This window comes from Bacillus sp. CGMCC 1.16541 (genome assembly GCF_003184905.1).
Lineage (GTDB): Bacteria > Bacillota > Bacilli > Bacillales > Bacillaceae_H > Priestia.
This window is the reverse complement of record NZ_QFRU01000004.1, coordinates 202,628-227,606: the sequence shown is the minus strand read 5'-3', so window position 1 is coordinate 227,606 and position 24,979 is coordinate 202,628. Positions and strand designations below refer to the sequence as shown.

Below are 24,979 nucleotides of genomic sequence, written 5' to 3'. Positions count from 1 at the left end.
AACAGTTGGGTCACGAATCGCCAACTACGGAGTTTTTAGGTCTTACCTTTAACTTAAGTAACGTCTTAATGATTACAGTAGCTTCTGCCATCGTATTTCTTATTGCTGTCATAGCCACTCGTTCTTTAGCTATGAGACCAACGGGTATTCAGAACTTCATGGAGTGGATTGTTGATTTTGTGAAAAACATTATTAACAGCACGATGGACTGGAAAACAGGTGGAAGATTCTTAACACTTGGTATGACATTACTAATGTATATTTTTGTATCAAACATGTTAGGTTTACCATTCGCAATCATTGTAGATCACAATTTATGGTGGAAATCACCGACTGCCGACCCAGCGATTACTTTAACATTGGCAGCCATGGTCGTTGTGTTATCACATTACTATGGAATTAAGATGAAAGGTTTCGCAGAATACGGGAAGGACTACTTTAGACCAATGCCTTTCTTATTCCCACTTAAGATTATTGAAGAATTTGCGAACACATTAACGCTAGGTCTTCGTCTTTTCGGGAATATCTATGCTGGTGAGATTTTATTAGGTTTACTAGCAGGTATGGCAGCAACTGGCTTTATGGGCGTACTTGGAGCAGCAATTCCAACGCTTGTATGGCAAGGATTTAGTATTTTCGTAGGTTCAATCCAAGCATTTATCTTTACAATGTTAACAATGGTTTATTTGGCACACAAAGTGAGTCAAGACCATTAATTTATACACCTTTTTGTTCAAATACCCATTTTGAACAATCTGAAACTTTGTTGAAAAAATTCTACATACATTAAGGGAGGACTTTATACAATGGGTTTATTAGCAGCTGCAATTGCAATTGGTTTAGCCGCACTAGGTGCAGGTATTGGTAACGGTTTAATCGTATCTAAAACTGTAGAAGGTATCGCTCGTCAACCAGAAGCTCGTGGTACTTTAACAACAACTATGTTCATCGGGGTAGCATTAGTAGAGGCGATTCCTATCATCGCTGTAGTTATCGCGTTCATGGTACAAGGTCAATAATAGTAATTTAACAACGTTCAAAAATGGCGAAGATCATTCGAAAAGAACCTTCGCCATTGCTTTATGTTTTTAATGAACAAAAATTTGTCTTACATTCACATATGTTGAATCTCTGAAGGGAGTGAACATGGTCGTGTCAAATATGTTTGTAGTAGGAGCTGCTGGTCTAAATACGGGAGATATTCTTTTCCAATTAGTCATGTTCCTTATCTTATTAGTATTACTTCGTAAATTCGCATGGGGTCCATTAATGGGCATCATGAAAGAGCGTGAAGACCATATCGCAAACGAGATTGCTTCAGCAGAAAAACAAAATGCAGAAGCGAAAAAGCTGATGGAAGAACAACGTCAAGCAATGAAAGAATCTCGTCAAGAAGTACAAGCTTTAATGGAAAGTGCAAGAAAGTCTGCAGAAGACAAGAAAGAAGAAATCATGGCTACAGCTCGTGCTGAAGCTGATCGTATGAAAGAAGCAGCAAAGAAAGAAATCGAGCAAGAGAAAGAGCAAGCTGTTGCAGCTTTACGTGAGCAAGTAGCGTCATTATCTGTTCTTATCGCTTCTAAGGTAATTGAAAAAGAACTTTCTGAACAAGATCAAGAAAAATTAATCAATGAGTACATTCAAGAGGTAGGGGACGCGCGATGAGCAACGAATTAGTCGCAAAGCGCTACGCACTCGCTCTTTTTCAATTAGCAAACGAACAGAACATGGTCGATCAAATTGAAGATCAGTTACTTGTTGTGAAACAAGTGTTTGTAGAAAACAAAGACTTATTGGAGCTATTAACGCACCCAAAAGTTGAGTTAGAAACAAAAAAACAAATGGTTAGTTCAGCTTTTGCAGGATTAGTACCGTTTGTACAAAATACACTCTTCTTACTATTAGAGCGTCATCGCGTTCATAGTACAGTAGGTGTAATCAATGAATATGTAACACTAGCGAATGAAGCGCGTGGGATTGCTCAAGCAACTGTGTATTCTGTAAAACCTTTAAGTGAAGATGAAGAAAAGGCATTATCAGGAGCATTTGCACGTAAAGTTGGTAAGCAATCATTACGTATTTCAAACGTTGTAGATAAAAGTTTAATTGGTGGCGTGAAGCTTCGAATCGGTAATCGTATTTATGATGGTAGTATCCACGGTAAACTAGAGCGTATCCATCGTGAGCTTCTAGCGAACAGATCGTAGATAGGGGTGAAATGCATGAGCATCAAAGCTGAAGAAATTAGTGCGCTTATAAAAAAGCAAATTGAAAACTATCAGTCTGAAATTAAAGTGAGTGATGTAGGTACAGTTATTCAAGTTGGTGACGGTATCGCACGTGCTCATGGCCTCGACAATGTCATGGCTGGAGAACTTGTTGAATTCTCAAATGGTGTCATGGGTATGGCACAAAACCTTGAAGAAAATAACGTAGGTATCATTATCCTTGGTCCTTATACAAGCATTCGTGAAGGTGACGAAGTGCGCCGTACGGGTCGTATCATGGAGGTACCAGTTGGTGAAGCATTAATCGGTCGTGTTGTAAACTCATTAGGTCAACCAGTAGACGGTTTAGGTCCTATTGAAACAACAAAAACACGTCCAATTGAAAGCCCAGCACCAGGTGTAATGGATCGTAAATCTGTACATGAGCCATTACAAACAGGTATTAAAGCGATTGACGCACTTGTGCCAATCGGTCGTGGTCAACGTGAGTTAATCATCGGTGACCGTCAAACAGGTAAAACATCGGTTGCAATTGATGCAATTCTTAACCAAAAAGGTCAAGATATGATTTGTATCTATGTAGCAATCGGTCAAAAAGAATCAACAGTACGTAACGTAGTAGAAACACTTCGTAACCACGGTGCATTAGATTACACAATCGTTGTAACAGCATCAGCTTCTCAACCAGCTCCATTATTATTCTTAGCACCTTATGCTGGGGTAACAATGGGTGAAGAGTTCATGTATAACGGCAAGCACGTTCTTGTTGTATACGATGATTTAACGAAGCAAGCAGCGGCTTACCGTGAGCTTTCATTATTACTACGTCGTCCTCCAGGTCGTGAAGCATATCCTGGTGACGTATTCTACTTGCATTCTCGCTTACTTGAGCGTGCTGCAAAATTATCAGATGCAAAAGGTGCAGGTTCTTTAACAGCACTTCCATTCATCGAAACACAAGCAGGTGACGTATCTGCTTATATCCCAACAAACGTAATCTCGATTACAGATGGACAGATCTTCTTACAATCTGATCTATTCTTCTCGGGTGTACGTCCAGCGATTAACGCCGGTCTTTCTGTATCACGTGTAGGTGGTTCAGCACAAATTAAAGCAATGAAGAAAGTATCTGGTACGCTTCGTCTAGACTTAGCATCATACCGTGAGCTTGAAGCATTTGCACAGTTTGGTTCTGACTTAGATCAAGCAACACAAGCGAAACTTAATCGTGGTGCACGTACAGTAGAAGTATTAAAGCAAGGCTTACATAAGCCACTTGCTGTTGAAAAACAAGTTGCAATCCTTTACGCGTTAACACGTGGCCATTTAGACGATGTTCCTGTAGCGGATATTACACGTTTTGAGGACGAGTACTTAACATGGTTAGGTTTAAACAGTAAAGAATTACTTGAAACAATTCGCACAACTGGTGGGTTACCAGAAGATGCTGATTTCGAAGCAGCAATCGCAGCATTTAAGAAAACGTTCGTTCCATCTGAATAATAAATAAAAATGAAGGTGAGCATGACACCATTCTGTTCACCTTCCATTACCATGTGATCTTCTGAAAAAAGGTGGTGAAACCTTTGGCATCATTACGTGATATAAAAACAAGAATCACATCGACAAAAAAGACAAGCCAGATTACAAAAGCAATGGAGATGGTTTCAGCTGCCAAGCTTAACCGAGCAGAGCAAAATGCGAAATCATTCGTTCCATACATGGATAAAATCCAAGAAGTTGTAGCAAGTATTGCTGTTGGTAGCAAAGATGCATCTCATCCAATGCTTGTATCACGCCCGATTAAAAAGACAGGTTATCTTGTTATTACATCGGACCGTGGTCTAGCAGGAGCTTACAACAGTAACGTATTACGTACGGTTTATCAAACAATTCAAAAGCGTCATAAGTCAACAGATGAATATGCAATTATTGCCGTTGGTCGTGTAGGTCGTGATTTCTTCAAAAAACGTCAAATTCCGGTGTTTTTAGAAATTACAGGTTTATCTGATCAGCCAACATTTGCTGACATCCAAGGCATTACCTCTCAAACAGTGAATATGTTTGGAGATGGAACGTTTGATGAACTTTATATGTTCTACAACCACTTTGTAAGCGCAATTTCACAAGAGGTAACGGAAAAGAAATTGCTTCCATTAACAGACATTGCTTCTTCAACAAAGCTTATGTCGTATGAATTCGAACCATCACAAGAAGAAATTCTTGAAGTATTATTACCACAGTATGCAGAAAGTTTAATTTACGGTGCATTACTAGATGGTAAAGCAAGTGAGCACGCTGCTCGTATGACAGCGATGAAAAGTGCTACAGATAATGCAAAAGAACTTATTAATTCACTTACTCTATCTTATAACCGAGCTCGTCAAGCTGCAATTACGCAAGAGATCACAGAGATTGTCGGCGGTGCAGCTGCATTAGAATAGAAAATAACTGGTTCTATATCATAGAGAAGCAAGTTAGGAGGGAACACGATGGCAAAAGGACGCGTTACTCAAATCATGGGTCCTGTTGTAGACGTAAAGTTTGACAGCGGACACCTTCCTGAAATTTATAACGCCCTTAAAATTTCTCATAAAGCGAACACTGAAAATGAAGTAGGCATCGAATTAACACTTGAGGTGGCGCTTCACTTAGGTGATGACACAGTTCGTACAGTAGCAATGTCTTCTACTGACGGATTAGTTCGTGGTTTAGCAGTAGAAGATACTGGTGCACCAATTTCTGTTCCTGTTGGTGATATAACATTAGGACGCGTATTTAACGTACTTGGTGAAAACATCGATCTAGATGCACCAATTGAAGCGGGTGCTCGTCGTGACCCAATTCACCGTCAAGCACCAAAGTTTGAAGAATTATCAACACAAGCAGAAATTCTTGAAACAGGTATTAAAGTAGTAGACTTACTTGCACCATACATCAAAGGTGGAAAAATTGGTCTATTCGGTGGTGCCGGTGTAGGTAAAACGGTATTAATCCAGGAATTAATCAACAACATCGCTCAAGAGCACGGCGGTATCTCGGTATTCGCAGGTGTTGGTGAGCGTACACGTGAAGGTAACGACCTTTATCATGAAATGACTGATTCAGGCGTTATTAAGAAAACAGCGATGGTATTCGGTCAGATGAATGAGCCACCTGGAGCACGTCAACGTGTTGCATTAACTGGTTTAACAATGGCAGAATATTTCCGTGATGAGCAAGGTCAAGACGTATTATTCTTCATTGATAACATTTTCCGCTTCACGCAAGCTGGTTCTGAGGTATCAGCATTACTAGGTCGTATGCCATCAGCCGTAGGTTATCAGCCAACGTTAGCAACAGAAATGGGTCAATTACAAGAGCGTATTACGTCAACAAGCGTAGGTTCTGTAACATCAATTCAAGCGATTTACGTACCAGCCGATGACTATACGGATCCAGCTCCAGCAACAACTTTCGCTCACTTAGATGCAACAACAAACCTTGAGCGTAAGCTATCAGAGATGGGTATCTACCCAGCCGTGGATCCTTTAGCATCAACATCTCGTGCGTTATCACCTGAAATCGTTGGTGAAGAGCATTATGCAATTGCTCGTCAAGTACAGCAAACATTACAACGCTATAAAGAGTTACAAGATATTATCGCGATCTTAGGTATGGACGAGCTTTCTGAAGAAGATAAGCTTGTTGTACAACGTGCACGTCGCGTTCAATTCTTCTTATCTCAAAACTTCCACGTGGCTGAGCAATTTACAGGTCAAGCAGGTTCATATGTACCTGTAAAAGAAACAGTTCGCGGCTTCAAGGAAATCCTTGAAGGTAAGTATGATCATTTACCAGAAGATGCATTCCGTCTAGTAGGACGCATCGAAGAGGTAATTGAGAATGCGAAGCGTATGGGAGTAGAAGTTTAATTTAGGGACATAGGAGGTTTTTTAAATGAAGACGATCCATGTCAGTGTAGTCACTCCTGATGGCCCGGTTTATGAATCAGATGTGGAAATGGTAAGTACTAAAGCTCAAAGTGGTGAGTTAGGTGTTTTACCAGGACATATCCCAATGGTTGCTCCTTTACAAATTGGAGCTGTCCGCTTGAAGAAAGGAAGCAGCACAGAACTTGTGGCTGTTAGTGGAGGCTTTCTTGAAGTAAGACCTGACAAAGTGACAATTTTAGCACAGACTGCTGAAAAAGCTGAAGATATTGATTTTGTTCGTGCTGAAGAAGCGAAAAAGCGAGCAGAAGCAAGATTAAACAGTAAACAAGATGACGTTGATTTCAAACGTGCAGAACTTGCACTAAAGCGTGCGATTAACCGTATTGAGATCACACAATATAAATAAAAAAACTTGAGGGCTATCCCTCAAGTTTTTTTTTATTAGCAAATTAGAGAGGTAACAATTGAAATTATTTGTTAATTAAGGAATAATATAAAAGGTGTGTAAAAAGACCCAAATGAGGGGGTTAAGGTCTCAAAAGACGGATAAATAGCTTGAAAAGCAACTTGTGGTTATACAACAGGTAGTATAGGGACGAAAGGTAATCGTAACGTAGAAATATAGAGGAACAGTCCATAGGACGGTACAGAATGGGAAGGGTAGTGGAGATGAAAAGCATTAAGGGGAAAATATTAATCGGTTTTTCAATCGTGTTAATAATGTTTGCATTGTTAAGTACATATAGCTATGTAACCATTCGTGCTTTATCAAAAGAATTAGATGAAATTGCTTCTCATAATATTCAAGTGTTAGAAGCGACAAATGCTATGTCATTTAGTGTAGCGAACCGAGCGAAGCTAGCAAGGGACTACATTTTGTTTGATCGTGACGAATCCAAAGAACAATTTATTCAAGAAACGGAAAAAGCAATTGAACAAGAAAAACGACTATTTGAATTGAGTAAACAGGGAGAGGCTGAAACCGTTCAACAGCGCGAATCTGCTTTGCAAAAGGCGCAAGCAGAGACAGCGAAATGGTTAAATCTTGTCATACAGGAAATTATTCCAATGTATGACGCTGGGAAGACAGAGGAAGCGCTTAAGTTAATGGAAGTGAAATGTTTGCCATATAGTGAAGCTGCCATTAATGCTTGGATCGAGGTGGTTAACCTACAAGATCAGGCAACGAATAAGCAGGTAGATGAAATGGAGAGTGAAGTTGCACAGTCAAGAGTGGTGTTGTCAGTTGCTTCACTTATTGCGATTTTGAGTGGTATTTTTATTGCTATCTTTCAAGCTCGTCGCATCTCCTCTGGTATTGAACTTGTAGTAGGTCGCCTTGAATCAGTCGCAAAGGGTAATCTTCAGCAAGAACCATTGAAAGTAAAAACAGAAGATGAAGTAGGTCGATTAATGTATGTATTAAATGAAATGACACAAAAACTTCAATATTTAATCGGCCAAATTAGTCGTACGTCTCGTCAAGTGGGAGAGTCAGCATTAGATTTAAGTGAAACAGCTGAGCATTCTTCGTATATTTCTAAACAAGTGACATCTTCTATTCAGGAAATTGCCTATGGAGCTGAAACATCTTCACAAAGTGCAAAAGAATATGTAACGGCAATGGATAGTATGTCTATTCAAGTTCAACGAATTGCGGAGTTTTCTCTTGATATGGCGAATGAAGCTCATAAAACATCGGAGCAAGCAGGAGAAGGTGACAACTTTGTTCAAAAAGCCATTTCTCAAATGAACTCAATTGAAGAGTCCGTTGGTGTATCTGGAGAGTTGGTAAGTCGATTAGGCGAACATTCAAAAGAAATTGGACAAATTGTAGAGGTCATTACAGCCATCTCAGGGCAAACCAATTTACTTGCTTTGAATGCAAGCATTGAAGCAGCTAGAGCTGGGGAACATGGTCGTGGCTTTGCTGTTGTAGCTGAGGAAGTGCGTAAATTAGCCGAACAATCTAAACACTCTGCTGATCAGATTACACAGTTAGTAACAAGTATTCAAGTGGATACAATAAAAGCGGTTGAATCGATGTCAAAAGGCAAGCAAGATGTAGCTGAAGGAATGTTACTCATTAATAAAACAGGTGAAGTTTTCCAGACTATTTTACAGTCTATTCAGAACGTCTCGGAAAAAATGGAAGAAGTTTCTTCTTCTACTGAACATATAGCTGGCACTGCGGAAGAATTAAATTCAACAGTTGTGGCACTATCCCAAATTTCCGATCAATCTTCTGAGCATTCAAAAGGAGTGTTGACAATATCCGAGCAGCAATTGCAATCCATGAAGCACGTAAATGAAGCTGCGGCAACCCTTACCGCTTTATCAAAAGAATTGAATGAAGAAACGACAAAATTTACGTATTAAGATGTGGATACCTATAGTCTGTTCAAAATGAGTCAAAGCCCTTAAAGAGCAACATTTTTAGACGTGTTTTTAGTTAAAGGGTAGATAAAATATAGATACTAAACCATTATTTTCTTAAAATAAATGTTTTTCATAAAAATCCTTGGGTATAAAACAAGTAAACAATAAAGAAACTTATACATAAGGAGTGATGATAAAATGTTATGGACAATTATTGGAGTTTTATTATTAGCATGGTTACTAGGTGTAGTCTTCGACGTAGGTAGCTTAATTCATGCACTACTCGTTATTGCTCTAATCGTTCTAGTTGTTAAATTAATTAAGCGTGCTTAACGAAATAACCGCTCTTTTTCAAAAGAGCGGTTATTTTTTTGTAGCTTATTTACTACATATAGTAGAGACAGGTTTGCAGTCTTAATTTTGTCGACACTATTAACTAGATTTGTTATAATGATAGCGATTACATTTAGAAAAATCAGAAAATTAGGCAGGAGGTGGGTAAGTGAACTTCCAAAATGTTTATTTTAATAATTATGTCATTGTATCAGCTTTTTTACTGATTGGTATTTTACTTCCGGTTGTTGCGTTGACGATTGGAAAATGGTTGCGGCCACATGCGCCAACGAAAGGGAAGCAAACAACATATGAAAGTGGTATTGAACCGTTTCACGATGCAAGAATTCAATTTAACGTAAGGTATTACATCTTTGCGTTATTATTTGTAATCTTTGATGTCGAAGCGGTTTTTTTATACCCATGGGCAGTAGCTTACAACGAGCTTGGTTTATTTGCACTCGTTGAAATGCTTATTTTTGTGGCGATGCTATTAATTGGTCTTTTATATGCTTGGAAGAAGAAGGTGTTGAAATGGAATTAAACATGAGTAACATCTCAAAACAAGAATTAGAAGAAATGCAAAAAAACATCTTTTTAACAACACTTGAACAATTAAAGGCATGGGCAAGAAGTAATTCCCTATGGCCACTTACATTCGGACTGGCTTGCTGTGCCATTGAAATGATGGGAGTAGGATCTTCTCACTACGATTTGGATCGATTCGGTTCTTTCTTTCGGACATCGCCTCGTCAATCTGATGTGATGATTATCTCAGGAACGGTAACAAAGAAGATGGCCCCAGTTGTTAAAAGGCTGTATGATCAAATGCCTGAGCCAAAATGGGTCATTGCGATGGGTTCTTGTGCAACCGCTGGAGGACCATATGTGAAGTCATATGCTGTTGTAAAAGGTGTGGATCAAATCATTCCTGTTGATGTCTATATCCCGGGGTGTCCACCAAATCCAGCTGCTTTAATTTACGGTATTAATAAGTTAAAAGAGAAAATAAGATACGAAGCGAAGACAGGAAAGCGAGTGATGTAGTCGATGAGTGAAGACAAATCACTAGAGGAAGTAAAAAGGGAAGCGGCAAGAAAAGCAAAAGCAGCCGCAGCAGCGAAAGCGAAGGCCGCCGCCAAAGCAAAAGCAGTCCATGAAAGTGAATCTAACCATCAACCACAACAAGAAGAAAAACCATCTCCTAATCAATCATTTCTAGATAAATATGTAACGGTCATTCAAGAGCATTTAAATGAATATGCCATCCACGATTACTATATTAATCGTCTCTCAAAACACGTACCCACTATCGTAGCCAACCATGATACATACTTCCAAGTTGCGCAATTATTACAAACACATGAAGAATTAGCGTTTGATTATTTATCTGATTTACACGGAACGGATTTTCAGACACATTTTGAGATCTATGTACATTTATTTTCATCTCAACATAAACAATCTGTTGCGTTAAAGGTGAGAGTAAATCGAAATCATCCTGTCGTTTCATCCCTGCAACCCGTTTGGCCTGGAGCTGATTGGCCAGAGCGCGAAACGTTTGATTTATTAGGAATCTCTTTTACTAATCATCCAAACTTGAAGCGAATTATGCTATCAGATGATTGGGTTGGTCATCCTTTACGAAAAGACTACGAAGCTGATGATGTGGAGGTGTAGCGAGTGATTCGTACAGAAGAAATGCTTTTAAATGTCGGTCCGCAACACCCTAGTACACACGGCGTGTTTCGTCTCGTTTTAAAAATTGATGGCGAAATCATTACGGAAGCTACACCTGTAATTGGATATTTGCACCGAGGAACAGAAAAATTAGCGGAAAATCTTCAATATACACAAATCATTCCTTATACCGATCGTATGGATTATTTATCAGCAATGACGAACAATTATGTATTATGTCATGCGGTCGAAACAATGATGGACATTACATTGCCTGAGCGAGCTGAATATTTGCGTATCCTTGTGATGGAGCTAGGTAGAGTAGCAAGCCACCTTGTTTGGTGGGGAACATATTTACTTGATATTGGTGCAGTTAGTCCATTTTTGTATGCGTTTCGTGAAAGAGAAATGATTATTAACTTACTAAATGAATTATCAGGAGCACGTCTCACCTTTAATTATATGCGTATAGGGGGAGTGAAATGGGATGCTCCAGAAGGGTGGATTGAAAAAGTAGAGGAGTTTGTTCCGTACATGAGGGAGCAGTTAAAGGGTTACCACGATCTTGTATCAGGCAATGAAATCTTTTTAAATCGTGTAAAAGGCATCGGCATTTACTCAAAAGAAGAGGCTCTGCAATATTCACTAAGTGGGGCGAACTTACGGTGTACAGGAATGAAATGGGACCTTCGGAGAGCTGAACCTTATTCGATCTATGATCGTTTTGATTTTAACATTCCTATTCGTGAAAAGGGAGATGCCTTTGCGAGATACGAGTGTCGACTTGAAGAAATAGAAGAATCACTCAAAATTATTGAACAAGCGGTTGAACAAATGCCAAGGCACGGAGACATTATGGCAAAAGTACCAAAAATCATTAAGCCGCCTAAAGGAGAAGTGTTTGTTCGAATTGAATCGCCACGAGGTGAAATTGGCTGCTACATTGCCAGCGAAGGCAAAAAAGAGCCTTACCGATTAAAGTTTCGTAGACCCTCTTTTTATAATCTACAAATCTTACCGAAATTGTTGAAGGGAGAGAACATTGCAAACTTGATTACGATCTTAGGCGCCATTGACATTGTGTTAGGGGAGGTCGACGGTTAATGATTGAGAGTTTACTGCAATCATCTCCTAGTTGGATGAACTTTTTTGTGTTTTTTGGATTAGCCACTTGTTTTTTATTTGTAGTTTTAGGGTTCGTTACGTACGGCATTCTAGCTGAGAGGAAAGTCATGGGATTTATGCAAGGAAGGTATGGGCCGAACCAAGTTGGTGGACGATGGGGATTGTTACAAACAGTGGCGGATGTATTAAAGCTTCTTTTAAAAGAAGATACAATCCCGAAAGTGGCCGATCGTCCGTTGTTCATCTTGGCTCCAGTGTTGGCATTTACTCCAGCGTTTATGGTGTTAGCGACGATTCCTTTTACAGAGCAGCTTCAGTTTGCCGATATCGGTATTGGTTTACTTTATTACATTGCGATTTCAGGATTATCAACGGTGGGGATTGTTGCAGGGGCTTGGGCATCGAATAATAAGTATGCACTTTTAGGAGGAATGCGTGCAGCGGCGCAAATGATTTCGTATGAAGTGCCCCTTGTCATGTCCATTGTTGGAGTTGTCCTTTTAACAGGCAGTTTAAATTTAAATGAAATTGTGTACGCACAACAAGATGTATGGTATATCTTTGTGCAGCCTATAGGATTCATTGTTTTCTTTATTGCTTCTGTAGCAGAGTTAAACCGAACACCTTTTGATTTACCAGAAGCGGAGTCTGAGCTTGTTGCGGGATTTCATGTTGAATATTCAGGGTTCCGCTGGGCGTTCTTTATGCTTGCTGAGTACGTTTACTTTTTTGCGATGGCATCATTAACAACGGTTTTATTTTTAGGAGGATGGCATCCTGTTTTCTCGTTAGACTTTATTCCAGGAGCCGTTTGGTTTGCGTTAAAGTTTAGTGTAGTTGTGTTTGTGCTTATTTGGTTCCGTGTCTCATTTCCACGTGTACGTGCAGATCAACTCATGGAATTTGGGTGGAAAGTGTTGCTTCCGGTGGCATTAGCCAATATCTTTATCACCGCTCTTGTGAAGGAACTATTCTTTTAATGATGTAAGTAGAAAGGAAAGGGTGAAGAATATGCTTGGTTTAGCAAAAGGATTAGCTTATACACTTAAAAACTTAACGAAGAAAAAAGTCACATACGACTATCCAAATGAACCTTTACCGCTTCCAGATCGCTTTCGAGGTATTCAAAAATTTTATCCTGAAAAATGCATTGTGTGCAATCAGTGCGCCAATATTTGTCCAACTGACTGCATTACATTAACAGGTAAAAAACACCCCGATCCAACGAAAAAAGGGAAAATCATTGATACGTATGATATAAATTTTGAGATTTGTATTTTATGTGATTTGTGTACAGAAGTTTGTCCGACAGAAGCGATTGTTATGACAAGCAATTTTGAATTAGCTGAGTATAGTCGCGATGCGCTGTTTAAAGATATGAAGTGGCTTGATGAAAATAATCAACACGTGCGAGAGGAGAATAAAGCATGATGTTCTCAGGTGAATACATCATCTTTTTATGTCTTGCTCTTATTGCCATCGCAGGGGGCATTTGCATGTTGAGATTGTCTAAAGTGGTGCACATGGTCGTTGCCCTTGTTTTTACATTTGTCAGTATCGCTGGTTTATATGTGTTGTTATCAGCAGAATTTGTCGCTGCTGTGCAAATTCTCATTTATTCAGGTGCGATTACCATCATCATGTTATTTGGAATTATGCTTACTAAACACAATGACCAAACATTTCCTCATATAAAAAGGTGGAAAAAGGCAATCATCCTTGCATCCATTCTTTTATTTGCGATGGTGATGTTTTCTGCCATTAGTAACTTACCACTAGAAGGTGAAGCCACTTCACTACATGAAGAGAACACAAAACAGATTGGAATTGCATTGTATTCAACTTTTATTATCCCATTTGAATTAACGTCTGTCTTATTATTAGTAGCACTTATTGGAGCTGTTATTCTAGCTAAGAAAGAAGATAAGGAGGCGGAAAACAGTGAGTAGTAATCCGTTATCGTCGTATCTGGTGTTAGCACTTATTCTATTTTGTATCGGCTTATATGGTGCGCTTACAAAGCGTAATGCAGTCATTGTGCTTATTTGTATTGAATTGATGCTAAACGCGGTAAATATCAATTTAATCGCATTTAGTAAATATGGAATGGATGCGAATATAACAGGTCAAATCTTTTCGTTGTTTACCATTACTGTAGCAGCGGCAGAAGCAGCGGTCGGCTTAGCTATTTTAATTGCGCTTTATCGCAATCGTAAAACGGTAAATGTGGATGACATGAACGCATTAAAGAATTAAGAGAGAACCTTTCATTAAAAAAGGGGGGACAAATCGATGATGGCGAATGCTTGGTTGATACCACTCTTTCCACTTGTCTCGTTTATTTTACTGCTAGTTATAGGAAGAAAGTTAAAAGAAAAAAGTGCATATGTCGGTATTCTTTTCACTTTTGTTTCTGTGGTTTTTTCAGCCCTTGTGGTTGTTGACCGTTTCTATATGCCGACACTTAAGCAAGAAGGTACATGGTTTACGATTGGTGATGTGTTGGTCCAATTTGGGTTTGAAGTCACACCGTTAAATGCGCTAATGCTTATCATTGTTTCAGTGGTTAGCCTGCTTGTACATATATATGCGAATGCTTATATGAAAGGCGAAGAGCGATTATCAACCTTCTATGCGTACCTTGGTCTATTCACCTTTGCTATGCTCGGCCTCGTTTTATCGCCTAACTTGCTGCAACTTTATCTGTTTTGGGAGCTAGTCGGACTTGGCTCATTTTTGCTTATCGGATTTTATTTTCAAAAAGAAGAAGCAAAAGCCGCTGCTAAAAAAGCGTTTATCATGACACGCATTGGAGACATTGGCCTTTTTATTGGTATCATTCTATTATTTTGGGAGGTTGGTAGTTTTAATTATGAAGACATCTTCACCGCCCTTAATGGTGAGACCCTTTCACCTACAATGATTACACTAACAAGCATCCTTATCTTTATCGGAGCGATTGGAAAATCAGGTCAATGGCCACTTCATTCATGGCTGCCCGATGCAATGGAAGGTCCCACTCCTGTTTCAGCTCTGATCCATGCTGCGACGATGGTTGCTGCAGGTGTATACCTCGTTGCTACAATGTTTCCGTTATTTTTAGAGAGTAAGCTTTCTTTAACAATTGTTGCAACAGTCGGAGGATTAACAGCTCTATTTGCTGCATCGATTGCGTTAGTGCAAACAGATATAAAAAGAATCTTGGCGTATTCGACGATTAGCCAACTGGGGTATATGATGCTTGCGTTAGGATCAGCAGGCTATGTGGCGGGAGTTTTTCACTTAATGACACATGCATTTTTTAAAGCGCTTCTCTTTTTAGCAGCAGGGAGTGTCATTCATTCCATCCACGTTCAACATGTTGAAAAACTCGGTGGACTTTGGAAGCCGATGAAAGTGACAGCTCTCTTTTTTCTAATCGGCACGTTAGCCATTAGTGGTGTACCTCTATTTTCAGGCTTTTTTAGTAAAGAGGAAATCTTAATCGCTACATGGAATGACGGTCGATATGTTTTGTTTATCTTGGCACTTCTCACCGCTTTTTTAACAGCATTTTATATGTTCCGCTTATTTTTCCTTGTGTTTGCTGGTAAATCTCAAGCACCTATTCCTAAACAATCCGCTACATCTCTATACATGACGGTTCCTATGGGGGTATTAGGCTTTTTAGCTATCTTTAGTGGGTATGTTCATACACATTGGTTTGGGACGTTTTTAGGTGATTGGCTCATTAGTGATCGTCCGTCATTGCAAACTTCTCACGCTGAAGGACCTCTTTGGATCATGGTTGTAACAGTCATGCTTTCACTACTTGGAATTGGTTTAGCTTATATCGTATATAAAAGGGAGGTTATCTCTCGGAGTTGGTTGAGTAATTCGTTTCCAACTACCACAAAAGTACTTGTTCACGGCTACTACGTAGATGAGCTTTACAAAGCAACGATTGTAAAGGGCGTCTTACTGATTTCTCTCCTATTTAATTATATTGAAACGTTCCTTGTTAAAGGGGTGCTAAATAGCATTGTGAGTACGGTTGTAACTTTAAGTAAGTTAGGTTCTCACAGTCAAAACGGTCAAGTTCAGCGCTATGGGTTTGTTGCCTTTATTGGATTGGCGTTGCTGATGTTGTTATTCGTTTTGAAGGGAGGCGTATAATATGTTGCTTACGTTTTTAATTTTCTCCCCGCTTCTTGGTTTACTTGCATTGCTTTTTTTAAAAGAAAAGAACAAAAAGCGAACACGATGGAGTGGAGTCCTTTCCACACTCACTCCACTCATATTGGCATGGACAACATATATACAAGTACGAGCAGGGCGATCTTATACATCGTTTTCACAACAGCATGAATGGTTTCGTTTTGGATATGTAGAAAATCCAACCAACTTGTATGCCATTCAGTATGAGGTTGGAATTGATGGGTTTTCGCTTATTCTTCTCGTATTAACGGCCACTCTGTCGACATTGGCAGCCATTGCTTCATTATCGATTCAAACGGGGGTAAGAGCTTACTTTTCTTTATTTCTACTATTAGAAGTAGGGATGCTCGGTGTATTTACAGCTCAAAACCTCATTTTGTTTTTCATCTTTTTTGAGTTAACACTCATCCCGATGTTTTTGTTAATTGGTAAATGGGGTGGTTTTCAACGGGAAAAAGCAGCTTACACTTTTCTTCTATACAATGGAATCGGATCGGCCATTTTATTAGTTGTCATTATGACATTATTTGCGAAAACAGGTACGTCGAATTTTAATCTTTTAACAGATATATTAACAAATGAAACGATAACCGTCTTATCACCGAAAGAAAAGTGGGGAGTTTTCCTTGCGTTACTCGTTGCCTTTGCAGTTAAGTTACCGGTATTTCCTCTTCACACGTGGATGGTACGCGTTCATGTGCAAGCACCACCGCCAATTGTGATGCTTCATGCCGGTGTTTTATTGAAAATTGGTGCGTTTGGGTTCATTCGATTTGGAATGGGGTTATTTCCAGAAGAGTTTGCATCGATTGCCATGATCATTGTGGCATTGGGAGTTGTGAACGTCTTATACGGTGCATTCTTAGCTTGGAGACAAGATGATTTACGAAAAGTACTTGCTTATTCAAGTATTTCTCACATGGGGATTGTGTTAATAGGGCTAGGTGCTTTAAATAGTGCCGGTATTCAAGGAGCGATGTTTCAAGTCATTTCTCACGGATTAATTTCGGCTTTGTTGTTCTTCCTTGTCGGTCTTTTGCTAGAGCGAGCAGCAACGACAACAATCTCAAAGTTAGGTGGAGTAGCAAGCTCAATGCCTATTTTTGGTGGCGTACTACTAACAGGTGCAATGGCTTCGTTGGGCTTACCTGGCTTATCAGGATTTATTAGTGAATTTATGGCCTTTTTAGGGGCATTTAAGCAATTTCCTTGGTTAGCGACTGTTGGAACGATTGGGCTTATTATGACCGCTGTTTATATGTTAAGAGCGGTATTGAGTATCACATTTGGTCGATTAAATGTATCGCTCGTTCATCAGACAGATATGGCTAAAACAGATATAATGGTCGCCTCTATCTTTCTCTTCTTCATTATAACAATTGGTGTATACCCGAACGTACTAATAAGCGTTATTCAACCATCGTTACAAGTTATACTAGACGGGTTAGGGGGTGGATGATGTGAACATGGAGACGTTATTAAGTTATCAGTGGGGAGCTATGGTACCAGAGTTTATTATTTTAGGAGTCGCAACATGTTTGTCGCTTCTTGATTTATTTGCTTCAAAGAATGTGAACCGGCGATGGTTTGGTTATATCGGAATAGTTGGAATTGCACTCGCATTTGTTTCACTTCTTACATTATTAAATGAACCACCTATTACGATTTTAGAAAATACGTTTCGACTTGATGGGTTTGCCAAAGCATTTAAACTTCTTTTATTAGTAGGTGGCGCGATTGTCATGATGTTAGCTATTCAATACGAACCAAAAGAGAGGATAGACGATAGAGGGGAGTTTTATTATCTTTTCTTAACCGCGTTACTAGGAGCGATGTTCATGACTTCTAGCGGTGATCTTATTACATTGTTTATTGGGTTAGAACTTCTGTCTCTTTCTTCTTATATTTTAGCAGGTATTAGAAAAAAACATCTTCCATCGAATGAAGCGGCGATGAAATATGTCATTAACGGTGGTATTGCAACGGCGATTACGTTATTTGGGATAAGTTATGTATACGGATTGACTGGATCAACGAACTTACTGACGATTGCGTCAAAAGTCACCTTTTTAGATGGCCAGTCTTATGAGCAAATGCTGTCGCTTGCTTTTATGCTTATGCTTGTGGGCCTATCCTTTAAAGTAGCGACTGTACCTTTTCACATGTGGGTACCTGATGTATACGAAGGCGCTCCGACACCTGTCACCGCTTTTTTGAGTGTTGTGTCAAAAATAGCAGGATTTGCTCTTTTACTTCGTTTGTTTTTAACAGTTTTTGCAAGTGCTCCAGCACAACAAATGACAACATCAATCTTACAGTCTATGCAAAGTTACATTGGAATCATAGCGGGAGTGACGATGATCGTTGGTAATCTCATTGCATTGAGGCAACAAAATATAAAGAGATTATTTGCCTATTCCAGTATTGCTCATGCAGGTTACTTATTTGTGGCATTTACTGCGTTATCACCTTTTATGTTAGATGCAATTTGGTTTTATTTATTAGCCTATGTGTTCATGAATCTAGGTGCATTTGCTATTATTCAACTTGTAGCGAGTTCGAGTGGTACTACAAAATTAGAATCGTTTACGGGGTTATATAAGCGATCGCCGTTTCTGGCAGTGAGTATGACAATCTTCTTGCTTTCTTTAGCGGGAATACCAGGTACGGCGGGTTTTATTGGTAAGTTAAATATTCTTGTGGGTGCACTATCTGTTTCTGCTACTCATTATGTGCTCGTAAGCATTATGATTATAACGACTGTCATTTCTTACTACTATTATTTTACAATATTTGTTTACATGTTCTTTCGGGGTGGTGATAGAACCGAACCCTTTAAGAAGCCGAGTGGGTTCGTTTTATCAATTGGTTTTTGTGCATGTATTACGGTTTTGTTAGGAGTAGTACCAAACCTTGCTTATTCGTTCTTCTTCGATCAGTTTAGTGGTTTTACAGATTTTTTCTCCTAAAGTGATATTTACGTAAGAACAGGTAGTGTGCTTTAATAAGTGGAAGACGAAAAGGATTGACAAGAGAATTTAGCTTGTCAGTCCTTTATGTGTGAACTTGAAGTGTTAGAAAAATGAGGGAGTGAATATTATATGATGATACCAGGAGCTGGGCCACAAGCTTTGTTAGCCATTATTTCTCATTTATTATTCATGATTATTACTTGGTATGCATTGCAAGGGTTCCAACTTGAGAAATTGATGAAACCAAATCGGGTACTGCAAGCAAGAGTAATGATGATTTTATTAACAATTGCAATTGGATCGGCCGTTAGCAATTTCTTTTTAGATTACTTATTCTGGTCTCAACGTATTTCTTCATTATTTTAATGACGTTTTTATCTCTTTAATTGTGAAAGATTGAACATGCAAAAATGTCGCTTCTCTGTCTAAATGTGACGACCATTTTCATGTATGCCACTTTTTATTCTGGAAAAAATGAGGATAAGGAGAGGGAGTGGCAAAATGAATAAAAAAATTAGTGTCTTTTTAGCTATTTTCATTCTAGCTTTATTCATATATCATGGAAATTATGTGAGTCAAGCACAAAGCAACGATAGGACGATTGTGCAATTGGCTCAAGTTCTTCAACAACAAGAGATTGATGTAGACGAATGGTCGTTATATGCAAAGGAAGAAGTAACATCGATTCAAGATGAAGATGACTTTTACAAAAAAATAAATGAGCTTAAACGTGTATTTAGTGGTTTCAATTGGGAGTTAAAGAGGGAAAGAGAAGTGTGGAAAGCCGTTGGTCTAAATGTAAGTGGCTCAATCACAGAGAAAATTACCTTTGCTTATACACCCACAAAAAAGATGAAGCATGCGTATATACTATATCATGTGACAGGCATAGGCTGGAGCAACGATAAGTGGCGTTCTTATGAAGAGATGTTTCAAGCACGTTATGACAAGCTCTTTTTATCAAATCCCATAATTTTCTCTTGTATAAAAGGTGAATTAGATGATAAGATGGAAAGTGTTTTGTCTTTGGAAATTGATCATTTATTAAAAGCTTTTCATGCAACACCGGTTGAATCGATTACCGAAGAGTCATTCGTATCAGTGTCGGCATATACTGAATTGTGGGAAAACGCAATTTCGACAAAAGAACAGCAGATGAATTTACAGATAGCACTACGAGAGACAGGATTGGGCGGTCAAACAACCCTAGTTGTTGGCACACCCATCATCACGTCTGAATATTAATATATAGAAAATGGACGCGGAGGGGAATACCTTGGAAAAAATCATCGTCCGCGGCGGAAAAAGGTTAAACGGTACTGTAAAAGCAGAAGGTGCTAAAAATGCCGTGTTACCTATTATCGCTGCAACTTTATTAGCTAGTGATGGAAAAACAGTTCTAAATGATGTACCAGCTCTCTCCGATGTATTTACAATTAGCGAAGTTTTACGTCATCTTAATGCAGAAGTAGACTTTGGGACAAATCGTGTTGTTGTAGATGCATCGAGAGAATTAAAAACAGATGCACCGTTTGAATATGTAAGAAAAATGCGCGCATCCGTTCTTGTTATGGGTCCACTACTAGGACGCACAGGAAAAGCACGCGTTGCATTACCAGGTGGCTGTGCAATTGGCTCAAGACCGATTGATCAGCACCTTAAAGGCTTTGAAGCAATGGGAGTTAAAGTGAAAGTCGGAAACGGATTTATTGATGCAGAAGTAGACGGTAAATTACGTGGAGCTAAGATTTATCTAGACTTCCCAAGTGTTGGTGCAACAGAGAATATTATGATGGCAGCAGCATTAGCTGAAGGAACAACCATTATTGAAAATGTTGCAAAAGAACCAGAAATTGTCGATCTAGCAAACTTTCTAAATGCAATGGGAGGTAAAGTGCGAGGTGCTGGTACAGGTACAATTCGAATTGAGGGTGTTAAGAAATTATATGGTGCAAACCATGTAATTATTCCAGACCGTATTGAAGCAGGAACATTTATGGTAGCTGCTGCAATTACAGGTGGAAATGTACTTGTGCGCGGTGCTGTAATGGAGCACTTAAGCTCACTTGTTGCCAAAATGGAAGAGATGGGTGTTAAAATTACTGAAGAGGAAGATGGCCTACGTGTTATCGGTCCTGAAAAGTTAAAAGCAGTGGATATTAAAACAATGCCACACCCAGGCTTCCCAACTGATATGCAGTCACAAATGATGTCATTATTGCTAGCAGCTGAAGGTACAAGTATGATTACTGAAACTGTGTTTGAAAATCGTTTTATGCACGTTGAAGAGTTCCGTCGTATGAATGCCGATATTAAAATCGAAGGACGTTCTGTGATTATTAATGGACCTTCTAAGCTTCAAGGTGCAGAAGTAGCAGCAACAGATCTTCGCGCAGCAGCAGCTTTAACATTAGCTGGTTTAGTAGCAGATGGATATACACGCGTAACGGAACTAAAACACTTAGATCGCGGTTACGTCGATTTCCATGGTAAATTACTTGCATTAGGTGCCGATATTGAACGTGTAAACGAAGCAGTTGAAACAAATGATGAAGCAAAGCAAGTCTCATCTGATATAAACTAATTTTTCGATAAAAAGTCGTCCTTGGGTTTCCAAGGGCGACTTTTTTATTTCAGTCATAAAAGGTTGTCCATCTCCATACAAATGTTATGAAGATCATTCTTATCCTAAACAGGCAATGGAGGTTCAATATTGATGAAGCATCTAAAACCAGTAGTCCTACTCGTCTCAGCTTTCTTTTTTATTGTATTAATGATTCCCACGTTACTTGTCATTCCTTTTGGTGATAAAACAGGTGGTGAGCTTACAGAACAACCTTCATCGGTCAAGCAACAGACAGAAGCGAAAGTAGGTCCTAAAGTCGAAGTAGCCGTTTATAGAATGAAAACAAAACAAGTTGAAAAGCTACCATTAGAAGATTATGTTGTTGGCGTAGTGGCATCTGAAATGCCAGCTAATTTTGAAATAGAAGCGTTAAAGGCACAAAGTTTAGCAGCTCGAACTTACATTGTACAAAGAATGTTAAATGGTGATATTGGTACAGAACTTCCTGAAGGAGCCAATATTTCTGATACCGTGACTCATCAAGTGTATAAAAGTCCAGATGAACTAAAGCTTCAATGGAAAGGTGATTACAAAAGAAACATGGAGCGAGTCACCAAGGCTGTGCAAGAAACGGCAGGACAAATTTTGACATTTGAAGATCAACCTATTAGCGCACAATTTTTCTCAACAAGTAATGGATATACAGAGAACTCAGAAGAATACTGGTCAAATGCTCTTCCATACTTGAAAAGTGTAGAAAGTCCATGGGATAAAAAATCACCAAAATTCACAGATCAAAAAGTGATGTCATTAAAAGAATTTGAACAACGTCTAGGGGTAAAATTTCCGACAGATGGTTCGCTAGGTAAAGTCGTTTCTCGCACAACAGGAAAGCGAATTGCAACGGTTGAAATTAGTGGTAAAACATTAACAGGAAAAGAAATTCGAGACAAACTAAGTTTAAACTCGGCAGATTTTAATTGGGTAAAGAAAGGTAACCAAATTGTCATCACAACAAAAGGTTCAGGTCACGGTGTTGGAATGAGCCAATATGGTGCAAACGGGATGGCAGCAGAAGGAAAATCCTATCAAGACATTGTTTCGCATTACTATAAAGGAGTCGTCATTGCATCACCCGATCAATACGCGTCAAAACTAACTGCGAAACAATAATAGAATCGATGCAGGCGTCGTGCTTGCATCGATTTTTATTTGTTGGAATAGGGTAGGTAATTGATGTCATTTTTCCTTCAATTAACGTAGTCAATGTTATCTTAAAAGAGTAGTATCCTTAAATGAGGTAATCTCATTTAAGGGGTAGAAGAGAAGGATAGAAACCAATAAGGGATCAACAATGAGGACGTCTATTTTATCTTCTATGGAAGGCGAGCTATCTTCAGTGAAAATTAATCGGTTATTGTTTTCTAGCGACTTAATCAAAGTTCGTCATATCAACTTGTATAATCCTGCAAACTTTGTCGAACAATAATCTAAAAAACTTTTTTTCATGTGTATATATTTAACAGATTCTGTTCACAATGATTGCAGAGGTGATTATAAATGAGAGAAGAAGAAAAGAATCGAGTTTCTCAATCGTCAAAATTACAAAAGGTTTTAAGAAAACGTTGGGTATTTCCGGCAATTTATTTAATGAGTGCAGCAATCATTCTTACAGCAGTCCTTTGGTTTCAAGCAAATGGCCCAGAAAATGCACAAGATAAAAAGAATGATGCTTCAGAAGGTACAGCATACGATCCTAATCAAGATGCAGTAGAAGTAAACAGTGCAATGGAAGAGTTAGTAATGCCTGTAGCAGAAGAAGTAGAAACAGTGATTCAAAAGCCATTCTACGATAGCAAAGCTTCAAAAGAAGAACAAGAAGCAGCGCTTGTATTCTACAACAATACGTATCATCCAAATACAGGAATTGATATTGCTGCAAAAGATGGTAGTGCATTTGAAGTAGTTGCTGCAGCTAGTGGTTCGGTTGTTAATGCTGAAAAAGATCCTTTACTTGGATATGTTGTCGAAGTAGAGCATGCAGATGGTGTCGTTACAAACTATCAGTCGCTAGAAGGTGTGAGTGTAGAAGTGGGTGACACAGTTACACAAGGTCAAGTGATTGGACAAGCTGGTCAAAATATCTACAATCAAGAAGCAAAAACGCATGTCCACTTTGAAGTACGTAAAGATGGCGTTGCGGTTAATCCAGATAGTTATTTTGGAAAAACATTATCATCGATTAAAGTAGAGGCAGAAACACCAGCATCTGAATCAGATAAAGAAGACGCTGAGTCAGGTGAAAAAGAAGAAAGTAAACCTGAATCAGATGAACCATCAACTGATAAAGACAAACAGTCTGAAACAGAAGGTTCTTCAGATGAAGAAAAAGATGTGAACGATGTAAAAGAAGAAGATTCTTCTACATCTCTTAATAAAACAGCATAATGAAGAAGAAGTCGAGAATGACTCGGCTTCTTTTTTTTTTTTGACTCATCAGTTAACAGGTTATCTTATAAGCGAAAAGACTCATATTCCAATTATATGAGAACAAGTATTGACGAATGGATAAAAAAATGTAATATTTTACTTATTAGAATATTCTTAAAATTAATAGTTGTTTCGTTAGAACAATATTGATAACGGTTACAAAAGAGGAGGGATAGCATGCTGGTGTTGAGTTTACTCGTTATCATTACACTAATTAGTATTTTTTTGGGATTACGGAAACGAAAAACATTCTTCTTTGCCGTTCCATTTTTAAGTTTATTTCTTTATTTTGTGGTTGAAGTTGCACTTGTACCAGCTCCATTCTTTGAAACAGTTAAATTTATTTTTAGTTTGCAGTAAAAAATATGTTCACCTCTAGTTTAGACACCTCGTTCTTTACCTTACAGCAAGAATTCACATTTTGGATATTCATTCATTTATCACCTATCTCAACAAAGTAATAAGGAAACCACCACTTGTTCTTGTACACCACTGTATCGTTTTAACTACCTATCGATTTTTTTCTATCAAGTTCTTTTTTTAGATCGCTGTTTTTTATTATTTAAGGATGAGCAAAGCAGAAATGAACGCTTTGTCGTTTTTATCAACATGTAATTGTGTCCTCAAGTGACGTCTCTTTCATTTCTGTTATTTTTTACTTTGAAAGGATGTGATGCGTATCAATTAATGCATAGGAAAAAGTTGTGTGGAAATAAAAAGCTTTCAACATTTTTTGGGGGTGGAACAATTGAAAAAAATTGATAAAAAAATTGCTGATTCTTATTTTCGTGAGCGAACAAAGCTCATTGCTGTTTGCTTAGTTATTTGGTTCATCGTATCATTTGGCGTCGTTATGTTTGCGGAATCATTAATGTTTACGTTCCTTGGTTTTCCGTTTCACTACTTTATGGGAGCGCTAGGGTCTATTTTGGTCTTTATTTCTTTACTATTTGTGAATGCAAAAGTCAGTGATTCAATCGATGCCAAATATGGAATTGATGAAGCGAAAAACAAGCAGTTGTCAGAGGGGAAAGTGTTCGATCATTAATTAAGATAAGACGGGGATTAGAGAAA

General features: G+C 38.6%; 28 protein-coding genes. All 28 read left to right on the top strand.

Going from position 1 to position 24,979, the window contains the following annotated elements:
• Positions 1-5 precede the first annotated feature (5 nt).
• The 28 genes from atpB (at position 6) to DIS06_RS07360 (ending at position 24,953) form a co-directional block, all read left to right on the top strand.
• Positions 6-716: a F0F1 ATP synthase subunit A gene (gene atpB / locus DIS06_RS07495; RefSeq protein ID WP_110112621.1), complete on the top strand. Its 711-nt coding sequence runs from the start codon at positions 6-8 to the stop codon at positions 714-716.
• A gap of 90 nt (positions 717-806) precedes the next feature.
• Positions 807-1,019 (top strand): F0F1 ATP synthase subunit C, encoded by a 213-nt coding sequence (gene atpE / locus DIS06_RS07490; protein ID WP_025908757.1) that lies wholly within the window; start codon positions 807-809, stop codon positions 1,017-1,019.
• Positions 1,020-1,146: 127 nt separating this feature from the next.
• Positions 1,147-1,665 (top strand): F0F1 ATP synthase subunit B, encoded by a 519-nt coding sequence (locus tag DIS06_RS07485; RefSeq protein ID WP_110112620.1) that lies wholly within the window; start codon positions 1,147-1,149, stop codon positions 1,663-1,665.
• Entirely contained in the window at positions 1,662-2,207 is a 546-nt protein-coding gene (locus tag DIS06_RS07480) for a F0F1 ATP synthase subunit delta (RefSeq protein WP_110112619.1), read from the top strand. The genes DIS06_RS07485 and DIS06_RS07480 overlap by 4 nt, the downstream gene beginning before the upstream one ends.
• Before the next feature lie 15 nt (positions 2,208-2,222).
• Positions 2,223-3,731: a F0F1 ATP synthase subunit alpha gene (gene atpA, locus DIS06_RS07475; protein ID WP_110112618.1), complete on the top strand. Its 1,509-nt coding sequence runs from the start codon at positions 2,223-2,225 to the stop codon at positions 3,729-3,731.
• A gap of 83 nt (positions 3,732-3,814) precedes the next feature.
• Positions 3,815-4,672: a F0F1 ATP synthase subunit gamma gene (locus DIS06_RS07470; RefSeq protein WP_110112617.1), complete on the top strand. Its 858-nt coding sequence runs from the start codon at positions 3,815-3,817 to the stop codon at positions 4,670-4,672.
• A gap of 48 nt (positions 4,673-4,720) precedes the next feature.
• Positions 4,721-6,142 (top strand): F0F1 ATP synthase subunit beta, encoded by a 1,422-nt coding sequence (gene atpD / locus DIS06_RS07465; RefSeq protein WP_110112616.1) that lies wholly within the window; start codon positions 4,721-4,723, stop codon positions 6,140-6,142.
• Positions 6,143-6,167: 25 nt separating this feature from the next.
• The gene (locus tag DIS06_RS07460; protein WP_110112615.1) at positions 6,168-6,569 is read left to right on the top strand and encodes a F0F1 ATP synthase subunit epsilon; all 402 of its coding nucleotides are present in this window, start codon (positions 6,168-6,170) and stop codon (positions 6,567-6,569) included.
• 245 nt (positions 6,570-6,814) lie between these two features.
• Positions 6,815-8,542 carry a methyl-accepting chemotaxis protein gene (locus DIS06_RS07455; RefSeq protein WP_110112614.1) on the top strand — a complete coding sequence of 576 codons (1,728 nt, stop codon included), beginning with the start codon at positions 6,815-6,817 and terminating at the stop codon, positions 8,540-8,542.
• Between the two features lie 198 nt (positions 8,543-8,740).
• Positions 8,741-8,875 carry a lmo0937 family membrane protein gene (locus DIS06_RS07450; RefSeq protein WP_110112613.1) on the top strand — a complete coding sequence of 45 codons (135 nt, stop codon included), beginning with the start codon at positions 8,741-8,743 and terminating at the stop codon, positions 8,873-8,875.
• Positions 8,876-9,044: 169 nt separating this feature from the next.
• Entirely contained in the window at positions 9,045-9,419 is a 375-nt protein-coding gene (locus tag DIS06_RS07445) for an NADH-quinone oxidoreductase subunit A (RefSeq protein WP_110112612.1), read from the top strand.
• Positions 9,410-9,922: a NuoB/complex I 20 kDa subunit family protein gene (locus tag DIS06_RS07440; RefSeq protein ID WP_110112611.1), complete on the top strand. Its 513-nt coding sequence runs from the start codon at positions 9,410-9,412 to the stop codon at positions 9,920-9,922. The genes DIS06_RS07445 and DIS06_RS07440 overlap by 10 nt, the downstream gene beginning before the upstream one ends.
• 3 nt (positions 9,923-9,925) lie before the next feature.
• On the top strand, positions 9,926-10,555 hold the full coding sequence (locus DIS06_RS07435; protein WP_110112610.1) for an NADH-quinone oxidoreductase subunit C: 630 nt from the start codon (positions 9,926-9,928) through the stop codon (positions 10,553-10,555).
• Positions 10,556-10,558: 3 nt separating this feature from the next.
• Positions 10,559-11,659, top strand: a complete 1,101-nt coding sequence (locus tag DIS06_RS07430) for an NADH-quinone oxidoreductase subunit D (protein WP_110112609.1) — start codon at positions 10,559-10,561, stop codon at positions 11,657-11,659.
• Positions 11,659-12,660: an NADH-quinone oxidoreductase subunit NuoH gene (gene nuoH / locus DIS06_RS07425; protein WP_110112608.1), complete on the top strand. Its 1,002-nt coding sequence runs from the start codon at positions 11,659-11,661 to the stop codon at positions 12,658-12,660. Before DIS06_RS07430 ends, nuoH begins: the two co-directional genes overlap by 1 nt.
• A 31-nt stretch (positions 12,661-12,691) precedes the next feature.
• Positions 12,692-13,111, top strand: a complete 420-nt coding sequence (nuoI, locus tag DIS06_RS07420; protein ID WP_110112607.1) for an NADH-quinone oxidoreductase subunit NuoI — start codon at positions 12,692-12,694, stop codon at positions 13,109-13,111.
• Positions 13,108-13,629, top strand: a complete 522-nt coding sequence (locus tag DIS06_RS07415) for an NADH-quinone oxidoreductase subunit J (RefSeq protein WP_110112606.1) — start codon at positions 13,108-13,110, stop codon at positions 13,627-13,629. Before nuoI ends, DIS06_RS07415 begins: the two co-directional genes overlap by 4 nt.
• Entirely contained in the window at positions 13,622-13,936 is a 315-nt protein-coding gene (gene nuoK / locus DIS06_RS07410; RefSeq protein WP_110112605.1) for an NADH-quinone oxidoreductase subunit NuoK, read from the top strand. Before DIS06_RS07415 ends, nuoK begins: the two co-directional genes overlap by 8 nt.
• 36 nt (positions 13,937-13,972) lie before the next feature.
• Positions 13,973-15,835, top strand: coding sequence for an NADH-quinone oxidoreductase subunit L (nuoL, locus tag DIS06_RS07405; protein ID WP_110112604.1), 1,863 nt, complete (start codon positions 13,973-13,975; stop codon positions 15,833-15,835).
• 1 nt (position 15,836) lies between these two features.
• Entirely contained in the window at positions 15,837-17,336 is a 1,500-nt protein-coding gene (locus DIS06_RS07400; RefSeq protein ID WP_110112603.1) for a complex I subunit 4 family protein, read from the top strand.
• A 1-nt stretch (position 17,337) separates the two neighbouring features.
• Positions 17,338-18,846 carry an NADH-quinone oxidoreductase subunit NuoN gene (gene nuoN, locus DIS06_RS07395; protein WP_110112602.1) on the top strand — a complete coding sequence of 503 codons (1,509 nt, stop codon included), beginning with the start codon at positions 17,338-17,340 and terminating at the stop codon, positions 18,844-18,846.
• A 135-nt stretch (positions 18,847-18,981) separates the two neighbouring features.
• Positions 18,982-19,215, top strand: coding sequence for a DUF1146 family protein (locus DIS06_RS07390; RefSeq protein WP_110112734.1), 234 nt, complete (start codon positions 18,982-18,984; stop codon positions 19,213-19,215).
• 135 nt (positions 19,216-19,350) lie between these two features.
• On the top strand, positions 19,351-20,094 hold the full coding sequence (locus DIS06_RS07385; RefSeq protein ID WP_110112601.1) for a YwmB family TATA-box binding protein: 744 nt from the start codon (positions 19,351-19,353) through the stop codon (positions 20,092-20,094).
• Positions 20,095-20,125: 31 nt separating this feature from the next.
• Complete coding sequence (gene murA / locus DIS06_RS07380; RefSeq protein WP_110112600.1) at positions 20,126-21,433, top strand: UDP-N-acetylglucosamine 1-carboxyvinyltransferase; 1,308 nt, start codon at positions 20,126-20,128, stop codon at positions 21,431-21,433.
• Positions 21,434-21,565: 132 nt separating this feature from the next.
• The gene (spoIID, locus tag DIS06_RS07375; RefSeq protein ID WP_110112599.1) at positions 21,566-22,588 is read left to right on the top strand and encodes a stage II sporulation protein D; all 1,023 of its coding nucleotides are present in this window, start codon (positions 21,566-21,568) and stop codon (positions 22,586-22,588) included.
• Between the two features lie 387 nt (positions 22,589-22,975).
• Positions 22,976-23,863, top strand: coding sequence for a stage II sporulation protein SpoIIQ (gene spoIIQ, locus DIS06_RS07370; RefSeq protein WP_110112598.1), 888 nt, complete (start codon positions 22,976-22,978; stop codon positions 23,861-23,863).
• A 219-nt stretch (positions 23,864-24,082) separates the two neighbouring features.
• Entirely contained in the window at positions 24,083-24,265 is a 183-nt protein-coding gene (locus DIS06_RS07365; protein ID WP_110112597.1) for a hypothetical protein, read from the top strand.
• 388 nt (positions 24,266-24,653) lie between these two features.
• Positions 24,654-24,953: a DUF4212 domain-containing protein gene (locus DIS06_RS07360; protein WP_110112733.1), complete on the top strand. Its 300-nt coding sequence runs from the start codon at positions 24,654-24,656 to the stop codon at positions 24,951-24,953.
• The last annotated feature ends 26 nt before the right edge of the window (positions 24,954-24,979 follow it).

What these genes read in the sequence shown, in the direction of transcription:
- DIS06_RS07415 (WP_110112606.1), top strand. Translation starts at nt 13,108, where the DNA reads ATGATGTTCTCAGGTGAATACATCATCTTTTTATGTCTTGCTCTTATT.
- DIS06_RS07435 (WP_110112610.1), top strand. Translation starts at nt 9,926, where the DNA reads ATGAGTGAAGACAAATCACTAGAGGAAGTAAAAAGGGAAGCGGCAAGA.
- DIS06_RS07390 (WP_110112734.1), top strand. Translation starts at nt 18,982, where the DNA reads ATGATACCAGGAGCTGGGCCACAAGCTTTGTTAGCCATTATTTCTCAT.
- DIS06_RS07385 (WP_110112601.1), top strand. Translation starts at nt 19,351, where the DNA reads ATGAATAAAAAAATTAGTGTCTTTTTAGCTATTTTCATTCTAGCTTTA.
- nuoL (WP_110112604.1), top strand. Translation starts at nt 13,973, where the DNA reads ATGATGGCGAATGCTTGGTTGATACCACTCTTTCCACTTGTCTCGTTT.
- nuoI (WP_110112607.1), top strand. Translation starts at nt 12,692, where the DNA reads ATGCTTGGTTTAGCAAAAGGATTAGCTTATACACTTAAAAACTTAACG.
- DIS06_RS07455 (WP_110112614.1), top strand. Translation starts at nt 6,815, where the DNA reads ATGGGAAGGGTAGTGGAGATGAAAAGCATTAAGGGGAAAATATTAATC.
- spoIID (WP_110112599.1), top strand. Translation starts at nt 21,566, where the DNA reads ATGAAGCATCTAAAACCAGTAGTCCTACTCGTCTCAGCTTTCTTTTTT.
- DIS06_RS07450 (WP_110112613.1), top strand. Translation starts at nt 8,741, where the DNA reads ATGTTATGGACAATTATTGGAGTTTTATTATTAGCATGGTTACTAGGT.
- DIS06_RS07480 (WP_110112619.1), top strand. Translation starts at nt 1,662, where the DNA reads ATGAGCAACGAATTAGTCGCAAAGCGCTACGCACTCGCTCTTTTTCAA.
- DIS06_RS07365 (WP_110112597.1), top strand. Translation starts at nt 24,083, where the DNA reads ATGCTGGTGTTGAGTTTACTCGTTATCATTACACTAATTAGTATTTTT.
- atpD (WP_110112616.1), top strand. Translation starts at nt 4,721, where the DNA reads ATGGCAAAAGGACGCGTTACTCAAATCATGGGTCCTGTTGTAGACGTA.
- DIS06_RS07400 (WP_110112603.1), top strand. Translation starts at nt 15,837, where the DNA reads ATGTTGCTTACGTTTTTAATTTTCTCCCCGCTTCTTGGTTTACTTGCA.
- DIS06_RS07460 (WP_110112615.1), top strand. Translation starts at nt 6,168, where the DNA reads ATGAAGACGATCCATGTCAGTGTAGTCACTCCTGATGGCCCGGTTTAT.
- spoIIQ (WP_110112598.1), top strand. Translation starts at nt 22,976, where the DNA reads ATGAGAGAAGAAGAAAAGAATCGAGTTTCTCAATCGTCAAAATTACAA.
- nuoH (WP_110112608.1), top strand. Translation starts at nt 11,659, where the DNA reads ATGATTGAGAGTTTACTGCAATCATCTCCTAGTTGGATGAACTTTTTT.
- atpA (WP_110112618.1), top strand. Translation starts at nt 2,223, where the DNA reads ATGAGCATCAAAGCTGAAGAAATTAGTGCGCTTATAAAAAAGCAAATT.
- atpE (WP_025908757.1), top strand. Translation starts at nt 807, where the DNA reads ATGGGTTTATTAGCAGCTGCAATTGCAATTGGTTTAGCCGCACTAGGT.
- DIS06_RS07485 (WP_110112620.1), top strand. Translation starts at nt 1,147, where the DNA reads ATGGTCGTGTCAAATATGTTTGTAGTAGGAGCTGCTGGTCTAAATACG.
- DIS06_RS07440 (WP_110112611.1), top strand. Translation starts at nt 9,410, where the DNA reads ATGGAATTAAACATGAGTAACATCTCAAAACAAGAATTAGAAGAAATG.